General features: G+C 65.1%; 14 protein-coding genes. 5 read left to right on the top strand and 9 right to left on the bottom strand.

What is annotated here, in order from left to right; translation table 11 throughout:
* Positions 1 to 20: 20 nt before the first annotated feature.
* The 7 genes from CFK39_RS06400 to CFK39_RS06430 form a co-directional block, all read right to left on the bottom strand.
* Positions 21 to 4,571 carry a choice-of-anchor G family protein gene (locus CFK39_RS06400; protein ID WP_172805648.1) on the bottom strand — a complete coding sequence of 1,517 codons (4,551 nt, stop codon included), beginning with the start codon at positions 4,569 to 4,571 and terminating at the stop codon, positions 21 to 23.
* An 896-nt stretch (positions 4,572 to 5,467) separates the two neighbouring features.
* Positions 5,468 to 6,010, bottom strand: a complete 543-nt coding sequence (locus CFK39_RS06405; RefSeq protein WP_157697088.1) for a SipW-dependent-type signal peptide-containing protein — start codon at positions 6,008 to 6,010, stop codon at positions 5,468 to 5,470.
* 492 nt (positions 6,011 to 6,502) lie between these two features.
* Positions 6,503 to 6,946, bottom strand: a complete 444-nt coding sequence (locus CFK39_RS06410) for a hypothetical protein (protein ID WP_089064767.1) — start codon at positions 6,944 to 6,946, stop codon at positions 6,503 to 6,505.
* Positions 6,943 to 8,304, bottom strand: a complete 1,362-nt coding sequence (locus CFK39_RS16750; protein ID WP_089064768.1) for a signal peptidase I — start codon at positions 8,302 to 8,304, stop codon at positions 6,943 to 6,945. Before CFK39_RS16750 ends, CFK39_RS06410 begins: the two co-directional genes overlap by 4 nt.
* Positions 8,305 to 8,309: 5 nt before the next feature.
* Complete coding sequence (locus CFK39_RS06420) at positions 8,310 to 8,978, bottom strand: SipW-dependent-type signal peptide-containing protein (RefSeq protein WP_089064769.1); 669 nt, start codon at positions 8,976 to 8,978, stop codon at positions 8,310 to 8,312.
* Positions 8,975 to 9,598: a SipW-dependent-type signal peptide-containing protein gene (locus CFK39_RS06425; protein WP_089064770.1), complete on the bottom strand. Its 624-nt coding sequence runs from the start codon at positions 9,596 to 9,598 to the stop codon at positions 8,975 to 8,977. Before CFK39_RS06425 ends, CFK39_RS06420 begins: the two co-directional genes overlap by 4 nt.
* 322 nt (positions 9,599 to 9,920) lie before the next feature.
* Positions 9,921 to 10,703 carry a DUF6270 domain-containing protein gene (locus tag CFK39_RS06430; RefSeq protein WP_089064771.1) on the bottom strand — a complete coding sequence of 261 codons (783 nt, stop codon included), beginning with the start codon at positions 10,701 to 10,703 and terminating at the stop codon, positions 9,921 to 9,923.
* Positions 10,704 to 10,915: 212 nt separating this feature from the next.
* Between CFK39_RS06430 and CFK39_RS16755 the strand changes: the two genes are divergently transcribed.
* The 5 genes from CFK39_RS16755 (at position 10,916) to CFK39_RS06450 (ending at position 18,159) form a co-directional block, all read left to right on the top strand.
* Positions 10,916 to 11,131, top strand: coding sequence for a hypothetical protein (locus CFK39_RS16755; RefSeq protein ID WP_245822952.1), 216 nt, complete (start codon positions 10,916 to 10,918; stop codon positions 11,129 to 11,131).
* 8 nt (positions 11,132 to 11,139) lie between these two features.
* Positions 11,140 to 12,840 carry a glycosyltransferase family protein gene (locus tag CFK39_RS06435; protein ID WP_245822953.1) on the top strand — a complete coding sequence of 567 codons (1,701 nt, stop codon included), beginning with the start codon at positions 11,140 to 11,142 and terminating at the stop codon, positions 12,838 to 12,840.
* A 38-nt stretch (positions 12,841 to 12,878) separates the two neighbouring features.
* Entirely contained in the window at positions 12,879 to 14,543 is a 1,665-nt protein-coding gene (locus tag CFK39_RS06440; RefSeq protein WP_245822954.1) for a hypothetical protein, read from the top strand.
* 185 nt (positions 14,544 to 14,728) lie between these two features.
* Positions 14,729 to 15,982 (top strand): UDP-N-acetyl-D-mannosamine dehydrogenase, encoded by a 1,254-nt coding sequence (wecC, locus tag CFK39_RS06445; protein ID WP_089064773.1) that lies wholly within the window; start codon positions 14,729 to 14,731, stop codon positions 15,980 to 15,982.
* Positions 15,983 to 16,227: 245 nt separating this feature from the next.
* On the top strand, positions 16,228 to 18,159 hold the full coding sequence (locus CFK39_RS06450; RefSeq protein ID WP_157697089.1) for a glycosyltransferase: 1,932 nt from the start codon (positions 16,228 to 16,230) through the stop codon (positions 18,157 to 18,159).
* A 93-nt stretch (positions 18,160 to 18,252) separates the two neighbouring features.
* Here CFK39_RS06450 and CFK39_RS16185 read toward each other — a convergent pair whose 3' ends face one another.
* Complete coding sequence (locus tag CFK39_RS16185) at positions 18,253 to 19,998, bottom strand: asparagine synthetase B family protein (protein ID WP_157697090.1); 1,746 nt, start codon at positions 19,996 to 19,998, stop codon at positions 18,253 to 18,255.
* Between the two features lie 149 nt (positions 19,999 to 20,147).
* Positions 20,148 to 23,984, bottom strand: a complete 3,837-nt coding sequence (locus CFK39_RS06455) for a glycosyltransferase (RefSeq protein WP_089064775.1) — start codon at positions 23,982 to 23,984, stop codon at positions 20,148 to 20,150.
* Between the last annotated feature and the right edge of the window lie 14 nt (positions 23,985 to 23,998).

The following is a 23,998-nucleotide window of genomic DNA, read 5'->3' on the forward strand; positions in this document are numbered from 1 at the left end:
CAGCGAAAATCCCGCGTCACTCAGGAACGGGAGCGACGGGAATGCAGCACTCCTGCAGCGCCGCCGATGAGCAGCAGGGCAGCGAGCCCCACCATCGCGGCGGTGCCGGCAGCACCGGTATGGGCAAGATTGCCCGCACCGGGGCCTGAGTTGCTGGAGCCACCGTTGCTGGAGCCACCCGAGCCGTTGCCGGCCGAGCCGTTCCCACCGGTGGAGCCCCCGCCGGTGTTGCCACCGGGGTTGACCGCACCGTTATCGGAGGTGTTGTCGCCCGCGTTGTCGGAGGCGTTGTCCGCACCGTTGTCACCGTTGCCGTCGGCGCCGTTGGTCACGGCGAGGTCCGCGGTAGCGGTCTCTCCGGTCTCGGCAGCGGCCTCAACGGTGTAGTCACCGGCGGCAGAGCCTCCGGGAACCGTGACGTCAGCGGTGAAGGCACCGTCGGCGTCGGTGGTGACGATGACCGGATCGCCGACGGGGTTGCCCGCCGGGTCCACCAGCTGCACGGTCACCTCGGAGTCGGCGGGGTACCCCTCGCCGGTCACCGTGGTGGTCGCGCCGTCCTCAACCGTCGCCGGGTCGACCGAGACGGTCGGATCCTCGACGGCGTTGTCAGCGGTGTTGTCGGCCGTGTTGACCTCGGTGTTCACGTCAGCGTTGTCGGCAGTGTTCTCCGCGGTGTTGACCTCGGAGTTGTCAGCGACGTTGTCTGTCGTGTTGACCTCGGTGTTCGCCGCCGTGTTGTCGGCAGTGTTCACCTCAGTGTTGTCGGCCGTGTTCTCCGCAGCGTTGTCATCGACGTTGTCCGCCGTGTTCACTGCAGTGTTCTCACCGGTGTTGTCGGCCGTGTTATCGGCCGCGCTGTCCGTCACGACAGTGAACGACTCCGAGTCCCCGAGCGTGGGGTCCTCATCGTCGATGACCGTCACGACGTAGTCACCGAGGTCGAGCTCCGAGGAATTCACGCGGAAGGTGATCTCCCCGTTCGCATCCACGTCGACAGTGCCAATGGACTCTCCGGGCACGGCGATGGCCGCGAAGGTCGACACCAGACCCCGCTCGAACGGCCCGTCAGCGGCAAGCACACCGCCGTCAACGGCCTTCAAGTACGCCTCCGCGGTCCCGTCTGCGGTGTAGCCCGTACCGAGAACCAGGACGTCATCCACGCCCTGCACCGCGCGAGCCGGAGTCAGGTGGATCTCCGCCCCGGCGGTGTTGTCGGCGGTGTTGTCACCGGTGTTATCCGCCGTGTTCTCAGTCGAGTTCACGTCGGTGTTGTCTGCCGTGTTGACCTCGGAGTTCACCTCGGTGTTGTCGCCGGTGTTCTCTGCCGCGTTGTCGGCCGTGTTCACGTCGGTGTTCACGCCGGTGTTGTCCGCCGCGTTCACCTCAGTGTTGACCTCGGTGTTGTCACTGGTGTTCACCTCGGTGTTCTCGGCCGTGTTCACGTCGGTATTGACCTCGGTGTTGTCGCCGGTGTTCTCTGCCGCGTTGTCGGCCGTGTTCACGTCGGTGTTCACGCCGGTGTTGTCCGCCGCGTTCACCTCAGTGTTGACCTCGGTGTTGTCACTGGTGTTCACCTCGGTGTTCTCGGCCGTGTTCACGTCGGTATTGACCTCGGTGTTGTCGCCGGTGTTCTCTGCCGCGTTGTCGGCCGTGTTCACGTCGGTGTTCACGTCGGTGTTGTCCGCCGCGTTCACCTCAGTGTTGACCTCGGTGTTGTCTGCCGCGTTGTCGGCCGTGTTCACGTCGGTGTTCACGTCGGTGTTGTCCGCCGCGTTCACCTCAGTGTTGACCTCGGTGTTGTCACCGGTGTTCACCTCGGTGTTCTCGGCCGTGTTCACGTCGGTATTGACCTCGGTGTTGTCGCCGGTGTTCTCTGCCGCGTTGTCGGCCGTGTTCACGTCGGTGTTCACGCCGGTGTTGTCCGCCGCGTTCACCTCAGTGTTGTCACCGGTGTTCACCTCGGTGTTCTCGGCCGTGTTCACGTCGGTATTGACCTCGGTGTTGTCGCCGGTGTTCTCTGCCGCGTTGTCGGCCGTGTTCACGTCGGTGTTCACGTCGGTGTTGTCCGCCGCGTTCACCTCAGTGTTGACCTCGGTGTTGTCTGCCGCGTTGTCGGCCGTGTTCACGTCGGTATTGACCTCGGTGTTGTCGCCGGTGTTGTCCGCCGCGTTCACCTCAGTGTTGACCTCGGTGTTCTCGGCCGTGTTCACGTCGGTATTGACCTCGGTGTTGTCACCGGTGTTCTCTGCCGCGTTGTCGGCCGTGTTCACGTCGGTGTTCTCGGCCGTGTTCACGTCAGTGTTGTCCGCCGTGTTATCCGCTGTTCCGTCGTTCGTGACGGCGAGAGGAGCCGTCGCCGACTCATCAGTGACTGCGGTTCCCACCACCTGGAAGTCTCCTGCCGGGGTTCCGACTGGCACGGTCAGCTCGGCAGTGAAGGCACCAGTCTCGTCCGTGGTCACCGTCATCGGCTCACCGACCGGGGTGCCCTCGGGGTCCTGAAGCTGGATCACAACGTCTGTTGCAGCCGGGTAGTCAGCGCCCGTGACAGTGGTTGTACCTCCGTCGTTGACGCTCGCCGGAGCGGCCGAGAGCGTGGCCGCCTCATTGACGACTGCCAGCGGCGCGCTGTTCGATTCTGCCGCCGGTGTCGTAGCAGTGCCGACGACCTGGAAATCACCCGCAGGCGTCTCCGCCGGCACGGTCAGATCCGTGGTGAAGGCCCCATCACCGTCTGTCGCCACGGTCACCGGGTCGCCTACCGGGTCTCCGGCGGCGTCCTGAAGCTGCACCACGATATCGGTCAGCGCCGGATAGCCCGACCCCGTTACCGAAGTCGTCCCGCCATCAATCACCGTTCCCGGGTCGACCTCGATCACCGGGGCAAGCACAGCGGCTCGCACGGTCGAGGATGCGAGGCTCACGTTGATGGCGTCGCCTTCCGTGAGAATCCCAGGCAGAACGCCGAGCGTGAGTGCGCTAACGGTGAAGGAGCCGGTGACGGACTCGGAGTCCAGCAGACCCTCACTCCCATTCGAGACGTCAGCTGCAGGACTTCCATCCACGGTGAGTCCCGAGTTCGTCGTCGCCTGTTCATTGATCGTCAGCGAAATGACCGAGCTCGTCACAGTCTGGAGGGTGGGAGCGAGCGAGGTGATGACAGGATCGACAGCAGCTCCGAAGATGTCTGCCACCGGCCTGGTCAGGCCGTCGATCGCGCCGTCGCCGACAGTCTGCAGTGCACCGACCACTGCCGATGTGACTGGGCTGAGCAATGAGTTGAGCAGCTGATTGAGCGCGCCGTCCGGATTCAGGAGACTGATCGCCACTACCGGGTCGCCATCCGTGGTCCCGAGGAACTGACCCAGCGTGCCGGAGACTCGCACCTCCGCCGGAACGGCGACCGCACCCAGGAGTTTCACCTTTGCCGCCACAACTGCGGTGACATCAGCGCTGTTGATCGCCTCGGTGACGCCGGTGGTGACGGTCTCGAGCACGTCGTCCACAGCATCCGCGACGAGGCCGTCGGCCGCAGTCACGCACTCGAGGAATTCGGCGGAGAGCACCTGCGTGTTCGGGGCCAGACTGCTCAGGTCACTGCCGGGCTCGTTGCAGGCGACGACCTGATCGAGGTTGATGATGACCTCGCCGGTCGAGAGATCCAGGGTGACCCCGTTCTCATTCGCGATAGGCCCCTCGAGCAGGCTCGCGCTCAGACCCTCAAGGGCCGTATCCAAACCGTCGACATTGACTTCCGTGCCATCGAAAGAGATCGACCCGAGGAGGACGTTGATCTCCGGCAACCCCGCGAAGGCTTCGCCGAGCACACCATCAGGACCCCCGATCCCCTTGGCCGCGACGCCGACTCCGGTCACGGTCTCGTCCAGCGCCGCAGAGAGGTCGCTGACGAGAGGCGATTTGACGACCAGATTCCCATCGACGATGACGTAGTCAGTAGAGACCTCCGCGCCCTCGATGTCGGCGCGGGATGCAGCAGCACCCACCTCGAGCTGAAGATCATCGATAACACCGCTGGTGACCGGCGTCAGGCCCGCCTGGTCGAACAGGGTGGTCAAATCGACGGTGGCACTGCCGTAGTCACCACCGTTGGTCGGGTCGATGGCAATCGCCCCGTCTTGGCCGACCGCGCCTGCTGCAGCGGTCGCGGTCGAGGGCTGGCCAGCTTCAGCGAAACCGGTGACGGCGCCGACCTGACCGATCTCCAGGAGGCCCCCGGAGTCAGTTTCACTGATCAGCGGGAGTGAGACTCCCCCGCCGAGGTCGAGGGACACCAGGCCGTTCAGGGCCTCGGCGTTGAGTGAGCCCGTGTCGGGGCCGACGTCGCTGGGGAATCCGGCGCGGCTGGTACCGACGTCCGCGACGTCGAGCCCGAGCGCATCGGTACTGATGACCTGCCCGAGTGCTTCGGACTGATCCGACTCGGCCGCAAGCGCGGAGGGTAACCCTAGGAAGGTAAGGCTCGCCGTTGCGACCGACGCGATGACACCCTTTACCAGGGGTGACCGACGCCGACTCAGCAAGGGCGGTGGTGTCTGCAGACGTTCCACATTCGCTCCATCGTCAAGAGGGGGTGGGGGAGAGTCCGCGTGCGGCCGCACTGGAGGAAGGCCTACACGGTGGACGTGTGCCACAGAAGTGACCTCTTCACCCTTTCAGTCAACCCTTCAGAAAGGAATGAAACTCCTGCTGGACCGCCGGGTCGTTGTCGGATAGTTACCATCGGTCTCAAATTCGTCTCGGCGACAACGAAATGACTTATGAGTAACTTGCTGGTCTCTCAAAACTCTGGTATTGGCCAACCTTCTGCATTCCTACTTGCGGAGCGACCTCACTTCGGAAGTAATTCGCAAAACGTATGAAGCGACAATTTTGGACATATGGCACCTGCGTTTGCGCACCGAACGACGCGCAGGCCGGCAGAGTCGCGAGCGTGGCCGCACGGGGCCCCGTGCCTCGATGCGGGCACCATCGGGACTGGCCGCAGCGATACACGGAGCTGCGGGGTTCCCGCCATGGGGACCGCCACGAGAGGTCGAGCTCCGCCGGGGAGCTGGCCACCATGGACTGCATAGCGCCCTACTGGGCTTCGGGCAGTCCCGGCCAGAAGGGGCGATAGGCGCGATTCCCGGCAGTGTATTAGCCCAAGGTGCAAGCCGGTCGCACACAATGGTCGACGCCGAAGATTTGGGGTCAGACCCGGCAAACAGCGCAGCCTTCACACTCATTCTTGCGCGACATGAAGGACATTATCGAATCGGACATATCTGCGCATATCGAACATTCCGTCCGTCTTCCCATGGGATGCCGACGGATCTCGGAGCCGACCCGGCTCTCGACTTCTTGCGCCCGCCCGCTCGTCAGCCGGCAGTGCGTCGAGCTGCAGCCCTCGCCGGGCTCGTGACGACCATCGTGATGCTCCCCTCTGCTCATCGGAGCTGAGCGCTCACGTCAGATTGCGGCACTTCCCGCCGATGCCGGCGACGAGCCCGGCGTTACTCGCCACTGAGGCGGATTTCGATACCCAACCCCCGACATCGTCGGGCGCGACGACGAGGGCAAGCTCCAGCTCCGCGCCGAGGCCGAGGAGCCCTCCCAGAAGATTCGCCGGCACATCAGTGCGATAGGTTCCATCGCTCTGCCGCACCGTGTTCCCGGTGAGGCTGAACCCGGTCAACGGGGCGAGCACCGACCCCAGACCGCGCGTGGAGGCCTGGACCTCGACGTCACTGAGCGCGTACCCCGAGGGCAGCCTCCAATAGATGCGCACTCGGGCACCGAGGCCGAGCAGGCCCGGCTTGAATTCGCACGCCCGTGTCAAGGTCGGGGCCGGGATCACATCGGCGATGAACGTGGCCGTCACCTTCTCCTGATCGGTCCAGTCTGCGAGCGTCCCGGTGGCGCCGATGCCGAGAAGAAGGCCAGCGGCGAGCGCAAGACGCAGACGGATCCACCAGCGCCTTGCCGATGCCTCGCTTTGTGCGGACATTCCGCGCCGTCTCATCTGATCACCTCTGCGGCGCGGTCGCATCGGACGGGACAGCACCCGCGACCAGGCCCGAACCCTGCAATATCAGACATGGTGGCCTCTCGGGATCGTCAGAGACGCCAAGTTGGCGTCGATCCCATCGTTCGCCGTGCGTCGCCTTCTTCCCCTCAGAGTAGTGCCGCGGTTCTGACCAGGATGTCCATGATGCGAATGCCAGGCCTGGCCGCGATGTGACTGCGCATCCCTGCGGGACGCCACCCGCGCCAGAGTGATCGCCCCGCCGGCGGGGCTGCCTGAAGCAGCTGTACTGCGCGGGCGATGGACCTCGTCGCGGTCGCTGTGCTGCGCGATGGCCTGCGCGACAGCTCCACCGCCGTATCACTGCTGGTGAGGTTCCCCGCGGTGCGGCTCGCGGCCTGCCTGCGCCCGGCACCCTCACGCAGGCTCCGGGCGAGGTCGCTGTCGGGCGCTCTGTTCGAGCGCTGGCAACGCTCAGGGGCAGCGCATGCCGACCAGGGGCGCCGCCTCCAGGATCATCGTTCGGGTGGGGCCGGTCCACTGCTCGATCACGGGCTGGACCGTGAGCGTCACGTCATCGAAGTTCAATGCCGGCCTGCGGTAGGTGAAGGTCGTCGCCGCCTGGGTGGTGGTCTCGGTCTTTCCCGCTCTCCGCACCGTGACCTGGTAGCTCACCACGCCGCCTGGGGTTCCCGTGGGCCGCGCCCAGTTCACGGTCGCTGCGGACCACACACCGGCCGTGCAGACGAAGTTCTGCACACCACCGAGCTGCAGCGCGGTGAAGGTGCCGCTCCCAGCCTTGCCATCCGTCCACATCGCCTCGGAATCCGTTCCGCTCGCGAATGCGGCCGTGAGCATCAAGGCAGCGATGCACACCATCGCCACACGTGTGCGCAAGGCGCGAGACCAGGCGCTCATCGGCACGCTCCTTCACTCCGCGGACGCCGTAGCGCGATGCCGAGCGCCACGGCCAGCAGCCCTGTGGCCAGCAGAGGCAAGGCGCCGGAGACACCCGTGCGGGCGAGCCCGCCCCCCTCCGGCGCGTCCCCACTGACCGATGGCTCCTCCCCCGGCGTCTCACCGCCTGGTGGCTCGTTGCCCGGGCTATCACCGCCTGGCGGGTCGTCCCCCGAAGTGATCTCTTCCCCGGCGCCGGCGGCGTGGATGAGCACGTCGCCCTCGGCACCGCTGGTCGCGCTGCCCTGCGTCTCGGCGAGGACCGCCTCGACACGGAGCCAGCGCACTTCGTCACTGGGCATCGTGGTGAGGTGAAGGGTGTCGCCTGCCTCGGCGATGCGGTCCAGACCCTCTGCGGCCAAGAGTTCGACGGCGCCGGAGGGGCAACGGTCCCCGGTCCACCGTTCAGAGCACCCCTGCACAGAGACCAGGAGGCCGTCTTCCAGGCTCGCCAGCTCACCGCGGCCGGTGATCCCCAGTCGGATCTCCCCGGGCACCGGCGCCTCCGCCCAGACGCCGACGTCCCAGATCACGGGCTGACCGGGGGCGAGGTTCTGCATCTGTGCGGGATCGCCGACAGTCTGGAGGCGCAGATGCTCGCCGGCGATGAGCGTCGTCTCCGCGTGGCCGGTGCCGGGGGCCATGAGCATCACGGCGACGATGAGAGGGAGGGCAAGGACGCGGAGAGCCGGGCCTCCCCGGGGTGGCGCGTCGGTACCGGACACCGCATCCGAGTCTCCGGAGCCCTCGATCTCGGGGTGATCGCGGCCGGAGTCATCGCCTCCGTGCTGGTCTTCCTCGGGGTCGCGTGGCCAGAAGGCCCAGATCACCAGGGTGGTGGCGCCGAGGGTGAGAGCGCCGAGGACATACGGGTTTCCGAACCACTGGATGACGCGGGCGGCGCCGGGCACGGAGAACATCACCCGGCGCACCTCGGTGGCCGTGTAGGGCTCAGGGTCGTTGACATCGTTCGCATCGCCCCGCATCTCGAAGGTGATCGAGCCGGAGGCGTCATCGGTATCGGTGATCTCCACGACGCGGTGGGTCACCGGCAGGATGCCCTCGCCTCGGTCGACGGTGACCACGTCCCCCTCCGCCATTTCCGTCGCGGGGACTTCACGCACGAGAGCGATGGATCCGGCGGTGATGGTGGGGCTCATGGAGCCGGTGCGGAACATGATGATCGAGATGTTGAAGGCCCAGCCCATGAGCACCAGCAGGATGCAGGCCGTGCCGGCGAGCGCCAGGACGCTCAGCAGGTGATCGCCCAGCGCGGCCAGAGTCCTGCCGCGGCGCGGGATTCTCGCTGCTGTGCCCATGGTTCTCATCCGGGGGTGACGGAGGTGGCGTCCCAGGTCCAGGTGTATCCGGCCCGGGTGCCCTGTGCCGTGTTGGGAGCATTGGTGCGCAAACGCACCGCGAAGCAGTACTGCAGGGTGCTGCTCTGCGCCGGCTCCAGGTGCTGGGTGCTCGGTGAGGTCACGCCTTTGGCCATCGGCTGCCAGCTGGAGGAGCTGCCGAAGGCGTAGGTCGCCGAAGCGGTGAACGCACCTGCATCACAGGTGGGCGGGGTGCCGCCCGCAGCCGGTCGGACCACCGTGCGGTACTCCAGAGAATCGGCGATCACGCCGCTGCCGGTGGTGCGGCCGGTGCCGGTGAGCGTGAGGTTGCCCGCGACGGTGGTATCCGGCGTCGTGCGCAGACGCACCGGGGCATAGGTGATCGCGCCCGGGTACATGGCTCCGGTAGTGAAAGTCATCTGCCCCGTGGAAGCCCAGCTGCCGTTGATGTTCGCCTCCAGTAAGAACGCGCCAGCCTGGAACTCTCCGGTACCCGCCTCGGTATCGGTCCAGGCCGCCATGGTCGCCGATGCGCCGAACCCGAAGACCAGCCCGCCGGCGAGCAGAGCACGGATCTGCTTCCAGCGCCGGCGCCTCGGTGTCGAGACGCTGTTCGGCGCTCGGTCCTGCGCGGCCGAGTGCCAGCGGATCACTCGGCGGAGGTGGCCGTGAACTCCCAGGTGGCAGTGCCGGCCCCACCCTGAACAAGGCCCTCCGCCGCCGTCACCTCGAAGCAGAGCACCACCGGCGCACCTGCAGCGGCATCAGCTCCGGCCTCAAGGGTGAAGCCGGTGGCTCCGGTGATATCGCTCAGGGCGGTGCCAGCCGGGACGATCTGGGTGCCGGTGGCTCCCTCGACGCAGTCCCCAACAGCACCGACCTCGGTGATCTCGTAGCTGAGGAACTCCGCGTTGGCGCCCGCCCCGACCGCATTCGTCAGCTCGACGGTCGCGCCGTAGGTGGTCTCGGCGTCGGTGCGCAGCACGAAGGGTGCGGCGACGGTATCGCCGGGGCTGAGATTCTCTGCGGCAGGCAGCTCGAAAGCGAGGGTCGCAGCCCCGCCCTCGGATGCGTGGTCGGTGAAGTCACCCTCGTCACCGGTGGTGCTGCCCTGAATGTTGAAGGAGCCGGCCCCGAACGTGCCGGTGGCCCATTCCTCGTCGGTCCAGGCAGCGAGCGTGACGGCGGCACCGACGCCCAGCACGAGCCCGCCTGCGAGGATCGCGCGGACCTTGCGACTCTTGGTGGTCGGAGTGGTGGTGGTCGTGTTCATGCGGGTGCTCCCCTTTTCCCTTCGATGTGATGCGTCCCCTGTTCCCATGCTAATCAGAGAAAACTCCCAGCGCACGGGCAGGAATCAACCCGTCTTAATTGCCCGGATATCGTGGGGAAGCGCAATTTGTCGTTTTCTTGGCGGCCTGCCGTCCATGCTCGAACACGTCCGCGGCGGCGGCCGAGGGCCAGTGCACAGGACAGCCCGCTGTGGCCGGCCGTTCCCTCGGCTCGCGCCGGGATCGCGGCGAAGCAGGGCTGCAAAGGAAGTGTTCACGGGGTACGAGCCCGCAGCGTCGCCGCGAGGTGGCGGAGTGCGGGGCTTACTCGCCGTCGCCGCCGGCAGGGCGCTGCAGCTGAGCCAGCACCCGCTCGACGATCTCCTCGTACACGTCCTGCGTGTAGTGGAACGGCGCCAGGCCCCAGCGATGCTCGGGATCGGCGAGCACCCCCAGCGGCTGCAGCTCCAGGATGCGGAAGCCGAGCTCGTCGAGCAGCTCGTAGTAGCGGTGGTAGGCGGCGTTCGCCTCCCGGGCGGAGGTGCCCATGCTCCAGGGGGTGGACTTGCCCTCGGAGGTGACCAGCGCCCACGGCACGCGCAGCACCACGGTCTTGGTGAACAGCCCGAGCGTCGTGAGCAGGTCGCGCAGCCGCTCGGCCTGGGGAGCCCACAGCGCGAAGTGCTCGTCCGTCCCGAACGGGATGTGGCGGGCTTCGTCGATGACGGAGAGCACCTCGGGGGTGCGCACGATGTCGATGCTGCGGGTGACGACGCTGCCGTCCTCGAACAGATGCACCCCGTGGCGTTCATCGGCGAGGTCCCAGAGGAGCACGTCGGTCTCGGGAGCCGCCTCCGCCAGGCGCTCCTCGAGGTTGCCGGCGAAGTCGCCGGTCATCATGCGGCGTTGGAACTCGGAGTCGATCTCGACATCGGCGGGGAACAGCTCGGAGGCGTCATGGCCTGCGGAGAGCAGGGATTGCCGGGCAATGTACGCGACGACGTCGACGCGTGCGGAGCCGGCGAGGTCCATGGTATCCCGCGCGACGCAGCTGCCGTAGACGGTCGCGCGCACCGTCGGCGCGGGATCTGCGGGCTGCTCGGTCACGATTCTCCTCCGGAGGGTTCTGGGCCGCGCCCGCCGGTGGGCCCCGAATGGGGCGGTGAGGCGAGCGACTGCGGACACAATACTCAGCGCCCCCGTGAAGAACGTCCACCTGCGGTGAGTGTGGTGGGGAACGCAACGCAGAGCACATGTCGTCGATGAGCAGGTAGAGGCTCATAGGATGGCCCGGTCCTGTCCCAATTTTGGAGGTGCCGATGCCCGCGCAGTCCTCGTCGTCCCCGCTCCAGACCCTGCGCACGGGCCTGTGGCATCTGCGCACCGGCGGCATCTCGCAGCTGCGCACCTGGCGGCGGAGGCGTCGCACCGTGCATTACGGCGTCCGGGACGGGATCGGCTCCTTCAACGGCGAGGGCCAGCTCTCCTTCCCCCGGCGAAGCAGCCGGATCGCCTTCCTCACCTTCTTGGTCTGAGAGTCGCGGTGATCCTGGATGACTTCTCGATGCTCGCCTGGTCCTACGAGTTCGAGACCGTCGCTGTCACGCCGGGATCCTGGCGTGAGCAGCTGGCTGAGGAGCCGGTGGATCTGCTGCTGGTGGAGTCCGCCTGGCACGGGAACAAGGATGCCTGGCAGTACCAGCTCACCGGCTCCAAGGCACCCAGCGCGCCGCTGCGGGAACTGGTCGCGCATTGCCGGGAGCACGGGATCCCCACCGCGTTCTGGAACAAGGAGGATCCCCCGCACTTCGAGGACTTCCTGGACACCGCGAAGCTGTTCGATCAGGTCTTCACCACCGACGTCACACTGCTGCCCCGTTACCGCGAGGAGCTCGGCCACGACCGCATCGCGGTGCTGCCGTTCGCGGCGCAGTCCGCGGTGCACAATCCGATCCGGCCCCAGCACGGTCACCAGGTTCGGGACGTCGCCTTCGCGGGCATGTACTTCGCGCACAAGTTCCCGGAGCGGCGCGAGCAGATGGACATGCTGCTGGGTGGAGCGCTCGACGCCTCGGGCCGCATGGAGACGGGCCTGGAGATCTTCTCGAGGTTCCTCGGCGATGACGAGCGCTACCAGTTCCCCGGTGAGCTGGCCGATCGCGTGGTGGGTTCGCTCTCCTACGATCGGATGCTCACCGCCTATAAGGCGTACAAGGTGTTCCTCAACGTGAACTCCGTGGTGACGAGCCCGTCGATGTGCGCACGGAGGATCTTCGAGATCACCGCCTCCGGCACACCCGTGGTCTCGGCCCCCTCCCCCGCGATCGAGCAGTTCTTCACGGCCGAGGAGGTCCCGCAGGCCGCCTCCCGCGAGGACGCGGCGCACCTGGTGCGGGCGCTCGTCCGCTCCCCGGAGCTGCGGGACCGCACCGTGCACCTGGCCCAGCGCCGGATCTGGCACGAGCACACCTACACCCATCGCGCCCGGCAGGTGCTGGATGCCGTCGATCTCGGCGAGAAGGCCGGCTCCTCCGGCCTGGCGGGCGGGGCCGGGTTGCCGGCGGTGAGCATCATGGCCGCGACCAATCGCCCTGGTCAGCTGGACCACCTCGTGGATCAGGTCGCACGGCAGGCAGGCGTGGAGCGGCAGCTGCTGCTGATCACCCACGGCTTCGAATCCCCGACGGCGACGGCGGAGCGCGCCCGTGAGCTCGGTGTCGAGAACGTGGTGGTCCTCGAGGCACCGAGCAGCTGGAGCCTCGGCACCTGCCTGAACGCAGCCGTCGACCGGGCCGATGGCGAGGTGTGCGCCAAGATGGACGACGACGACCTCTATGGCGAGTTCTACCTGCACGATCTGCTGCGCGCCCGAGAGTTCTCCGGCGCCGATGTGGTCGGCAAGCACGCCCATTACATGTACCTCGCCGGCACCGACGCCACGCTGCTGCGCTTCCCCTGGATGGAGCACCGCTTCACCGACCGGGTGATGGGCCCGACCCTCACCGCCGGACGGGACGTGTTCCGGTCGCATCCCTTCGAGGACCGGAACCGCGGGGAGGATTCCGCGTTCCTGGAGTCCGTGGCGCAGAGCGAGGGGCGGATCTACTCGGCGGACCGGTTCAACTTCACCCAGATGCGCCACGGCGATCACGGTGGCCATGCCTGGTCGGTGGACGACCGGGAGCTGCTGTCAACGGCCGACGTCGCATGGTTCGGCCGCAATGACGGCCACGTGATGATCTGAGCGGTGCCCGCCGACGACACCACCGGAACGGAGTCACCGTGACGAGACAGCACTGGATGCTGCTCGGCGCCGCCCTCATCGCGGTCGCCCTGGTCATCACCGGCACCTTCGCCCTGCGCCCGCTGCTGACCGAGTCCGATCCGGTCGCCGATCCTGGCGCATCTGCTTCACCGACCACCCCGCCTCCTCCCCCGCCGTGGGAGTCCACCACGCTGCCCGGCTATAACCCGGACCCCGGCAAGCTCGAGCTCACACCGCTCGACCAGGCCGAAGGAGAGACCATCACCGTCTCCCTCTCCCTGGAACCGGACGCGGTCACGACCGGCGGCAGCGTGGGATTGAGCTTCGATGCGATCGAGCTGGCGAACCCGATGTGGGACGCCGACCGCTCCAACCTGACCCTGACCCTGCAGGAGCTGGACCGACCGGTGCTGCGGTTCGGCGGCAACGGAGTGGATCGCCGCATGTGGTGGACCTCGAGCGGGGAACCGGCACCCGACTGGGCGGAAGCGACTGTCACCCCGGACGATCTGGAGCGCGTGGCCGCGGTCGCCGATGACGTCGACGCCGAGGTCACGATCGCCCTGGACCTGGGACACGACGACCCCGCCCGCGCCGCAGACATGGCCGCCCACGCCCAGAAGGCGTTCGGCGACCGGCTGCTGGCGGTCGCAATCGGCAACGAGCCCAACGGCTTCTTCCATCCGAACCAGCCGCAGCTCGCCGTGCGCGACGAGTCCTGGAGCCCGGACGCCTATCAGGACTCCCTGCGCGAGTACTCGCAGGCCCTCCAGGAGAAGGCACCTGGCCTCCCGGTCGCCGGGCCGGGCGCCTATGACGCGACCTGGTGGCGCGCTTTTGCGGAGTCGGGCATCCCTGATCAGCGGGCCCTGTCGATGCACTGGTATCCGCTGTGGGACTGCGGGGGCCCGCCCTCCTCGATCGCGAACCCGACGGTGGAGGACCTGACGTCTCCGGCACTGCGTGAACAAGCCCATCACATCATCGGTATGGGCGCCGACGTCGCCGCCGAGCACGACCTGCCGCTATGGATCGAGGAGACCGGGCCGACCTCCTGCCCCGGCACGAATGACACCTCTCGCACTCACGCCCAGGCGCTGTGGACGATCGACTACGCGATGACCGCGGCCGAGCTGGGCGTGGAGCGCATGGCGTTCCACTCCACGCTGCAGGCCTGCCAGGGCGGTGCCCCGATGAGCCCCCTCTGTGCGAGCGGAGATCTCGCGGATCCCGGCCTGATCGTCCAGGGCCGCACCAGTTACCTCGCGCTCATGCTGCTCGGCCAGTTGCCGGACGGGCAGGTCTTCTCCCCGGCAGTCAGCGGGGACGGGATGGTGATGGTCCACGGTGTGCTCGCCGGGGATGGCTCACTGGCATTGATGATCGTGGACATGCGCGAGCCCGCGACAGCGGATGCGGCGCCGGTGGAGATCAGCGCACCGAGCGGACTCCCTGCCGATGTACCCGACCTGTGGGAACTCACCGAGGGGAGTCGCCTCTCCGGTGACGAGCTCGACGGGCAGGAGAGTCTGCTCGCCGCTCCGGCGGAGGTCTCGGGCGAGTTCGCGGGAGCTCGCCTGGGCAGTGCGGTACCGCTCACCGTCACCAGCACGCCCGGAGCCGTCACCGTTCTTCACCTAGATCCGCCGGATACCGCACCTCCTTCGGACGGCGGCGATTAGCCTGCGCCTGATGGACGGCCATCGAGGTGGATTCTGCGCAGAAGTGGCGCACCATCGTGAGGCGGGACACACACTCCCTGTTGTTCCGGCGACAACTAGCGAGAGCATCACTACGAGATGTCGTCGCGGAAGTTACCCTGAATCGCCCCCACCCTTTCCCCTCCGCGATCCTCCAGGAGCGTTTGATGAGCCCTAATGTCCCCCTCGACACGGTCGGAGTCATCGGCCTCGGCTACATCGGTCTACCGACGGCCGCCGTACTCGCCCAGGCCGGCAAGACCGTGATCGGCGTCGACGTCAAGCAGTCGAGCGTGGATGCGATCAACGCCGGGCAGGTCCCATTCGTCGAGGAGGGACTCGAGTCCGTGCTGGCCGGCGTGGTGGCTCAGGGCAAGCTGAGCGCTCAGCTGGAGACCCCGGAGGCCGACTCCTACATCGTCTCGGTCCCCACCCCGTTCAAGGGCGACCACGACGCCGACCTCTCCTTTATCGAGGCGGCGGCGAAGGGCATCGCCCCCAAGCTCTCCGGTGGCGAGCTGATCGTCCTGGAGTCGACGGCTCCCCCCGGCGCCACCGAGCACATGGCGAAGGTCATCCTCGAGGCGCGCCCCGAATTCACGGAGGAGCCGAACCTCCCGAATTCGCTGTACTTCTCCCATGCACCCGAGCGCGTGCTCCCCGGCCGCATCATGATCGAGATGGTCGAGAACGACCGGATCATCGGCGGTACCACTCCCGAGGCCGCGGAGCTGAACCGCGATCTCTACGGGAGCTTCTGCCGCGGCGACCTGCTGCTCACCGACGCGAAGACCGCCGAGATGGCCAAGCTCACCGAGAACGCCTTCCGCGACGTGAACATCGCGTTCGCCAACGAGCTGTCGATCATCGCCGATCGCCAGGGCATCGACGTGTGGGAGCTCATCGAGCTCGCGAACCACCACCCGCGCGTGAACATCCTCCAGCCCGGCCCGGGCGTCGGCGGCCACTGCATCGCGGTGGATCCGTGGTTCATCGTATCCGCTGAGCGCGAGCACTCCAACCTGATCCGCACCGCCCGCGAGGTCAACGACTCCAAGCCCGAGCTCGTCGTCGAGAACGTGCTCAAGCGCGCGGATCGTTTCAAGGACCCGACCGTCGCGGCCCTGGGCATCGCTTTCAAGGCCAACATCGACGACCTGCGCGAGTCCCCCAGCCGCAACATCGCCGGCTCCCTCGCCGAGAAGCTCACCGACGGCACGGTCCTAGTCGTCGAGCCGAACGTCGATGAGCTGCCCAAAGAGCTCGCAGAGCGTGACAACGTCGAGCTCGCCGAGCTGGGTTCCGCCATCGAGCGCGCAGACATCGTGCTGCTGATGGTCGATCACGATCCGTTCAAGGAGATCGACCGCGAGCTGCTCCAGGAGAAGATCATCATCGACACCAAGGGGCTCTGGCGGTGATCCAGCGGCTCGGCGCCCTGCTCCGCCGAGCTGGCCATCGGCCACCACAGGCCCCGGACGCGCCCGTTCCTCGCGGTCGAGAGGCGTCCGCAGGCGACCCTCGCCGGAGCGACGAGCAGCGCCTGGTCCTGGCGGACTCCACGGACACGGACGATCCAGCTGCACTCGCGGCCGATCCCGCCCGCTACGAGGAGGCGCTGGCGCGCCATCGCGAGTTCGTCGCTCAGAGCTTCGAGCCGACGGCCATGCTGGACCACGCGAGGTTCCTCATCTCGAGGTCCCGAGGTTCCGCCGCCGAGGAGGTGCTCGCGCTGGCGCTTGCCCGGAACGGTGCGTTGATCGACGCGCTGGAGCTGTACTTCGAGCTGGTCCGCGAGCTCGACATCCCGCGCGCTCGCACGGCGTGGGCGATGGACCGACTCCGGGCAGACATCGATTCCCACCCCGAGTCACGGCGGGGCGCGCTCGACTTCGCGATCCCTCACCGGCTGGACGATGTCCTCTCCGGGATCGGGGCCCACGGGAACCCGGTCGACCAGACGATCGTGCAGATCGACCGCGCGTACGAGGAAGAGCGATTCACCTCCGCTTCCGATGTCCCCGGCTGCCGCGCTCTCGGGGAGAACGACGTCATCCGAGCGCATCTGACCGCCGTACTGGGTCGCGGGCTCACCTCGACAGCTCTCGCGCTCCTCAACACGGCGGATGAGCGCGCAGTGCCGTTCAATGCGCTTCGCAGGGCGATCCGTCGCGCGCGCGGGGATGGCGACCTAGAGTCCGCCATCGCCTACCTCCAGGCATATCTGCGTTTCGCACCACAGGATGACTGGGCCCACGGCATGCTCGAGACGTGCAGGAAAAGCGAGTTCAGCAATGCTCAGCTGGCCCGCAAAGGATTCCCTCTACCGACGAAACGTACGAGCCCGGCCGTCGACCGGCGCGCCAGTCGCGTCCTTTACTTCCTGCACAATTCGCTTCCCTTCAACTCCGCGGGCTACGCGACGCGCAGCCACGGACTCCTCGCGGCCCTCGGCGAACTCGGGTGGGACGTCGACGGCGTCACCCGTCTGGGCTACCCTTACGACCTTCCGGCCAATGCGGAGATCCCCGACGTCCCCGTCGTCGAGTCTATCGACGACGTCGTCTACCGGCGACTCCTCGCCGGTCGCGAGGTCGAGAAGAAGAACCCTCTCTACGACTACACCGAGCGGTACTCAGCGGCCATCAAAGACCTGGTGGCGATCGAACGGCCCGCGATCCTCCACGCCGCCTCGAATCACGTCAATGGCCTGGCCGCTGTGACGGCTGCGAACCGTCTGGGCCTCCCGGCGGTGTACGAGGTGCGAGGACTGTGGGAAGTGACCCGAGCGTCCCGTGCTCCCGAATGGGCAGACAGCGAGGAGTTCCGCTTCCTCTCACGCATGGAAGCAGACGCTGCACGCGGCGCGACGCGGGTGATCGCCCTGACCGCTGCCCTGCGGGACGAGCTGATCGTTCGTGGCGTCGACAGGGAGAAGATCCATGTCGTCCCCAACGGCGTGGACACCTCACGCTTCACACCGGCTCCCCGGGACGCCGCTCTTGCGGCCCAGCTCGGGCTGTCTGAGAAGACCGTCATCGGGTATGTCGGGTCGATCGTGGACTACGAGGGCCTCGACGTGCTGCTGGCCGCGGTGGGATCGCTGAATCGAGGGCGCGAGGACTTCCATGTTCTGATCGTCGGGGACGGCGCAGGACTCTCGGAGTTGCAGGGACTGGTTCGCGAGCTCGAACTCGACCACGTGGTGACGTTCACCGGCCGGGTGCCGCACGGGGACGTGGAACGGTACTACTCGCTCATCGACATCACTCCGTTCCCTCGACTCCCGCTCCCTGTCACCGAGATGGTGTCGCCGCTCAAGCCCTTCGAGGCGATGGCCATGGGTAAGGCCGTGGTCGCCTCGGATGTCACCGCTCTCGAAGAATTCATAAAGCCCGGCATAAATGGCCTACTCCATCGCAAGGGCGACGCCGAGTCGTTGACCGCCCAGCTGGCATTCCTCCTCGACGAACCGGAGCAGTTGCTGGCCCTCGGGCGAAGCGCTCGCGAATGGGTGGTCGGGCACCGCGACTGGCGGCACATTGCTGGCTTGGTCGCCGAGGTCTATGCGGATCTTCAACGCGACGTCACGCACTGATCAGAAACTATACCGATCATTCGCAGCACCGCGAGCAACCCACGTGCCAGAGTCGACGCTGCTACGACGATACTCTCGATCCACTACTTCCGCTTAAAATCCCTCTTCTAATTCCCACCAATCTCGCCTGAGACGCCTAATATGAGCATAGGTCTCATCAACCCATATAGCGCGCAGTAGCCACGACTCAAACATCTCAGTCATTTCGCCAGAATCAATACGGCGGCGCGCTTCATTAATGGTATCTTCGCGAATATAATCGACCCACTCGTGAGGACGATCGAAGTACGAAAAGAACTGCTCAGCATCGGTTTGCCACGTCCGGACGCTAGTCTTAGCTACCGAACTGGTTTCTTCTCTTGTCGGCTTATACGCAGGAACGCTCCCCCAACCGGGAACAGATGTTTCAGCAATCCCTATAGGTGCAGCGTGGGCAACCTGTTGCTCAATGGTCAGTCGAAACGCCATTTGCTGGTAGCCGATAGTGCATAGCGGTACGGGGCTCGAAGTACTGAGACTCTGCGGTGACATCCTGCGCATCTTCTCCTCTAAGAAAAAGTAATCGAGCATGGCGAACTTGGAAAGTCCCATGCTGCGGTACTTGACATCTTTCTGTTCGAAGAACCCGTCTAGAGACCTGCGGACGTCCGGCGTAAAGTACTTTGGTCGACCGAAGGCGTCTTCGATTCGCTGCATCGAGGAGTCCATTTTCTCGATGCGCTCTACCGCGCCGGGGCGATTGTAAAAGTATCCATGAGCTATCTCGCCGCCAATACCACTAACAGAGTAGCGCCGACCTTTTAGCGGGCGTACGTTCCCGCGAAGTTTTACCGGCCCCGCATCGCCGTCCCACATCAGGAATGCCGATCGGATCCGCTCATCCAAAGACATTGTCACACGCGAAGCTGATCGTTCACGGATATCATGTGTAACGTGTTCCGAACTACTTGGAAAGCCCGCGCGGTAAATATCGATCAGCTCACTTGCGACCTCCGCCTCCCTAGGCAGGTCCCCGTAGGTAATCACGCTGGCCCGCCCACCCCCGCCAATCCATGTCCCACAGGTCATGCGAGAATCGCGCCCGCCGCTAAGAAAGACAGTGGGCGGCACTTCAGACATCCTACTAAGGTTCGCGTTCAAATTCATCATCTCGGACGCGGCATGGCCGATGTCGGCAGGCTCACCGTCAGATACGTAAATATCTTCCAGACTAAGATACTTGGACTCAGTTTTCACGCCATTCGAGTTAACCCGAATGTGACTAGCACCAGGAACACGCCGGACGCCCCGAATGGGCGAAGATTCTTCCGGATACCAACCGAAAGCAACGAATTTGGCAAGCGCATCTTCATCGACTTCTGGAGGCAGGTTAAGGAACTTAGTCAGTGATCCAATGTGGTTAGAAACGGCAACATAATCCTCAGTTTCGACGATGTAGCATCTACCCATCCCCATATGGTCGGTCCAAGCATCGACTCCTTCTGGAGAAATTCGTGCTCCGAAATAATTCGGCGCAAATTCCTGGGGACGAAACGAGTGCACTAAATTCTGTTTTACATATGCTGGCCAGCCGCCATACGGAAGCTCTTCACGCATTGGCGCTGGAGGCATTGAAAACGAAACAACGGTGTCTTGTTCCTGAACCACAGATTCTACGGACCAAACGGGCGTAGATGGCTGGGTGCAAAATAGTCGGGAACGACCTTCCCGAAACTGTGCGATGCTATCCATTTCAACATCGCTACCATGTGCCGCCAACGCTACCGATGAACTGAATCTCCGATCAAGCTCCCTCTCTCCCTTCGGGCTTCTCGCAAAAACGACAAAATTAATATTCATAGCTCCTCTTTAATGTTGACAATTCCAATATAGGGCAAATTGATGCGCAATGTTGCAGGTGCCTCCTGCCAGACTTTAGATAATTCTGATCATTAAAGGCCTTGTGAATTAAACGGCACCGTTGTGCTGCCACCTGATTTGTGCGGACTCTACAGCAGTCGAAGGCTAGTAGCGACGGTTGCACGGGTATCGAATATGAACGTGTAGCCTACCGACCAGACGGGCTCCAGGCTCCCATCCTTTCGGGAACGCCATCCTCGGAGAGGCTCCTCCTGGCCGCACACTGGCGCAATAGAAGAAGCTTCGCTCTCGATCGTTAATCGAACACCAGTCTGTGGATCCACGAATTCGATCAAATCCTCTGTGTTGACGAGATCAAAACGACCATCGATGTTAAACCACAAAGTGCCTTCCCGATTTTCGGTGGATTGGGAAAACACCGAATCAATGAAGGATAGTTGGCTACCAGGTGTATAAAGTAAACGCCGTCGATGAATGTAATCGGCGTGATAGACCCGCGCAGAGAGATCGAACTGGCCCTCTTCGGTGCGCAAGCACTCTCCGAGAGCGCTTCCGTATGGTTCCCGGGTGCGCCGTTCCTGGTCCCGACCGTCCATCATCAGTGTGTTGTGGGCCATCGTGCCTTCGATGTACTGACGCTCGGGCGCGGCGTAGTAGAAACCTTCGCGACGCAGCGGCGAATCTGCAGGCAGCAGATCGCCGTACCCGAAGCGCCCGCCGTCGGTGAGGATTTGCTGCCCCCTGTCATACCAGACCACGTTGAGGTCGTCTGCGTGCTTGTGCGCGCGCGAGTGGAAGGCCGCACTGAAGGCGAGGTACCCGCTGTCGGCGAGTGTTCCGGGGCCATCCGGCTGTGGGGAGCGGACAAAGGCGTACCCGCCGTGGTGGTACGCAGCCAGCTCCCGTCCGGGCCGCTCACCGACGGTCCCGTCGGAGAGAATATATTGGGTCTGCGGGTCGATCGACTGCGCATCGGGCTTCACCACCGTCGTCTCGGGAGAATCTCCGAACTGCACGAGAGTGCCGTCGGGCTGGACCATCCAGCCGAGCACGTGCGCGGCGCGTTCCACACGGCTCTTGACCTCCTCGTCTTCGATGAGTGAGTCGTTGACCGCCAGTTCAAAGGAGTTCAAGAGCATTCGATGGTAGTCCGGCGAGTGCTCCAGATGGACGCCGTCCTCCGCGAACTGGGAGTGTGCCATCTGCGCGAGACGGGCGCCGCCCTCGACCGCCGTCAGCCTCGCATCCGGGAACATCCATGCGTACTTCGCCGCATGCACCTGGGAGACCGCGGTATAGAAGCCGTGGTTGTTGTGGGGATTGTAGGCGCGGTCCTGGTGGAGTTCATCCAGATGCCAGACGACGGCCTGGGCCAGGACGATCGCGTCATCACGCATCTCGGGGACGCGGGCAGCCCGCAGCGCCAGAGCGATCAGCCGTGGCATGCGCAAGGATTGCGACATGTCGTACCAAGCCATCGGATCGTCCTCCTCGTCTGCATCGCGGTGGACCCCGACCCACGACACGGCGATCCTCACGGCCTGACGCAACCACTCGAGGCACCCGGTCTCGTCGAAGGCCCGTAGCAGCGGATCCATGAACTCCCACGCGTGCAGATGGAAGCCCCAGGAGCGATGCTCCTTGCCAAAGCGAGTCCAGTCCTTGAGGGTCGCGACGGGCACTGGGTCGAAGCCCGCGAAGCGCCACCCAGTCTCCAGGATCGACTCCGGGCTCTGCCGGATCTCCTGGATGGTGAACCACCCCTTGAGCGCGGGGAGGTCTGCGGTGGCGAGCTTCTCAAGCAGTTCGCCGGAGTTGATTCCCCGCCCATCGAGGGCGAGGTCGGACTCCAGGGGGAGGTTAGTTGGCCCTTCGAAGCCGAGCTTCCGATAGATGCGGTAGTACTCGTTCATGTTCCGGTCCCAGGAACGATGGTTGCGGACCCATCGCGCAGCCTTTTCGCCGAGATCTTGGCGCCGTGCGGGGTCGTCGATCAGCGCAGTCATCGTCGCCGCGAGATCATCTGCAGAGCCGGCGCGGAAGGATTCCACTGCTCCGGACTGCCGGGCGATCTCCTGCAGCGCGCCGACGTCTGAGAGGATCACGCAGCGCCCGGTGGAGAAGGCCTCGAAGGGCTTCAACGGCGTCACGAGGTCCGCTACCCGCGATTTCTTCCGGGGAACCACGAAAAGATCGATGAGACCGTAGTAACGGAGCACGTCCTCATGCGGCACGCGCCCGGTGAAGTAGACGTTCTCAATGCCGTGACGCTCCACATGCTGTTTGAGCGTCTCGAGATAGTCTCCATCACCCACCAGCAGCAGGCAGAGCGGCGTGCTCGACTGCGCTGCAGCGAGGTGATACCCGTCGATGAGCGTGTCGATGCCCTCGTACTCGACGATCGAGGAGATGTAGCCGACCACCACGGCGCCCTCGGGGAGACCGATCTCGGTTGCCAGAGCCCTGTCGGCCTCCTGCACCGGGAAGTTCGCGGAGTCGACCGCGTTGGGCACGATCGACACATTATCGGCGCCGATGCCTCCGTGTGACGAGTCGAGGATGTGATCGCGCATCACCTCGGCAAGGGTGAAGACGTGATCGGGCAGCAGGCGAGCGACCTCCTCCGCATGCTTGCGAAGACGGTACGCCGCAGGCATGCCGTACATGCTGAAGATCGTCGCGGCGTCCTCTTTCCACCCGTTCGCGACGATCGTGCGGGAGAGCCAGGACTCCTCCCAGAACCCACGCGATTCGTAGATCGTCGGAATCCCGTACTTCCGGCCCACCGCACTCACGATGAGCGCATTGAAGAAGTCCGACTGCGCGTGCAGCACGCTCGGTCGCACCCGCTGCACGAGCTCGGCGAGGCCGAGCATGTTCATGCGGAGCCAGTCGTCGACGAGCATTTCGTTGCGTGCGGGGCCCGGCAGGAGGAAGGTGTCGATCCCCTGGTGCGTGTAGTGCTCGATCCCGTCGACGTCATGCTCGGTGATGCCGGCTTGGCCGACGATCGCTACCGGCAGGCCGCGGCGCGCCTGCGCAACTGCGGTGTACTGCGTGCGGAGCGTGTACCCCGTCTGCGTCTCGGGCAGCACGCGCCCGACCATGTGGAGGATCGGCCCTTCAGGGTCGTAGGCGGTCCCGTCCTCGAGCTCGGCGGTGACGAGTGCGGGCTGGGAGAACAGTTGGATCTCGTGCTGGATCTTCGCCAGGGCACTGGCGTCCTTCTCCCGCCCGGACTTGCCCGCGATCGCTGAGATCACGTGCTCGGCGAGATCCCAATAGCCAGCCGACCTAAACTCTCGATAGATCCGACGAAGAGTGGTCAACGACTGTTTCTCGAGAACGGCGTATTCTTCGATGAGGGGGCGAGTCTGGAGATACTCGCCTCGCTTAATATAGTCAGCGAACAGCTGAGAGGCCTGTCCCTCGCTCAGGATGGAACGCGGATCTCGTCCAAGCTGGACTGCCGCCTCGAAGGTGGCTCGCATCGTGGTTCGAGCGGTGGCGCGGAGCGTTCTCAGATCTGTCTCGACAGGCTCGAGGAAATTGGCCGGAACTCGCGAGCGGAGAGTCCGGACATCCCTCTGCACAGAGAGGAGTCGCGCCTTCGCGAACTCGAGGTGGCCAGCGGCGTCCGCTACAGCGTCCTCGGCGGCCGCGAGACGTTCGTCGGTGGACTCGATGTGCTGCGCGACCCTCGTTTCGAGATTGTTGACCTGTGTCGCACCCCGGTCGTTCGCCGACGAGACACGCTCAGCGACGGTCAGAAGCGCCACACAGAGGCCGGCGATCAGAAGGGTCCCGAGCACACAGGCTACGAGCGCCGCAACCGCGGATCCTGTGGTGGCCGCCACGGCGAGCAGAGCCAGCACAAGAACCAGAACCACAGCGCCTGAGATGACGAACCCACGTACTTTGCTTCTCATCGAACCTTCCCCGGACGTCGTCTTATCCTTCATCATGTCTCAGAACTCCC

Origin of the sequence: Brachybacterium avium, from assembly GCF_002216795.1 — a bacterium.
GTDB classification, from domain to species: Bacteria; Actinomycetota; Actinomycetes; order Actinomycetales; family Dermabacteraceae; genus Brachybacterium; species Brachybacterium avium.

Excerpts from the sequence above, each read along its gene's own strand:
- CFK39_RS16750 (WP_089064768.1), bottom strand. The coding sequence starts at position 8,304 with ATGGGCACAGCAGCGAGAATCCCGCGCCGCGGCAGGACTCTGGCCGCG.
- CFK39_RS06455 (WP_089064775.1), bottom strand. The coding sequence starts at position 23,984 with ATGATGAAGGATAAGACGACGTCCGGGGAAGGTTCGATGAGAAGCAAA.
- CFK39_RS06450 (WP_157697089.1), top strand. The coding sequence starts at position 16,228 with ATGCTGGACCACGCGAGGTTCCTCATCTCGAGGTCCCGAGGTTCCGCC.
- CFK39_RS06410 (WP_089064767.1), bottom strand. The coding sequence starts at position 6,946 with ATGAGCGCCTGGTCTCGCGCCTTGCGCACACGTGTGGCGATGGTGTGC.
- CFK39_RS16755 (WP_245822952.1), top strand. The coding sequence starts at position 10,916 with ATGCCCGCGCAGTCCTCGTCGTCCCCGCTCCAGACCCTGCGCACGGGC.
- CFK39_RS06405 (WP_157697088.1), bottom strand. The coding sequence starts at position 6,010 with ATGTCCGCACAAAGCGAGGCATCGGCAAGGCGCTGGTGGATCCGTCTG.
- CFK39_RS16185 (WP_157697090.1), bottom strand. The coding sequence starts at position 19,998 with ATGAATATTAATTTTGTCGTTTTTGCGAGAAGCCCGAAGGGAGAGAGG.
- wecC (WP_089064773.1), top strand. The coding sequence starts at position 14,729 with ATGAGCCCTAATGTCCCCCTCGACACGGTCGGAGTCATCGGCCTCGGC.
- CFK39_RS06425 (WP_089064770.1), bottom strand. The coding sequence starts at position 9,598 with ATGAACACGACCACCACCACTCCGACCACCAAGAGTCGCAAGGTCCGC.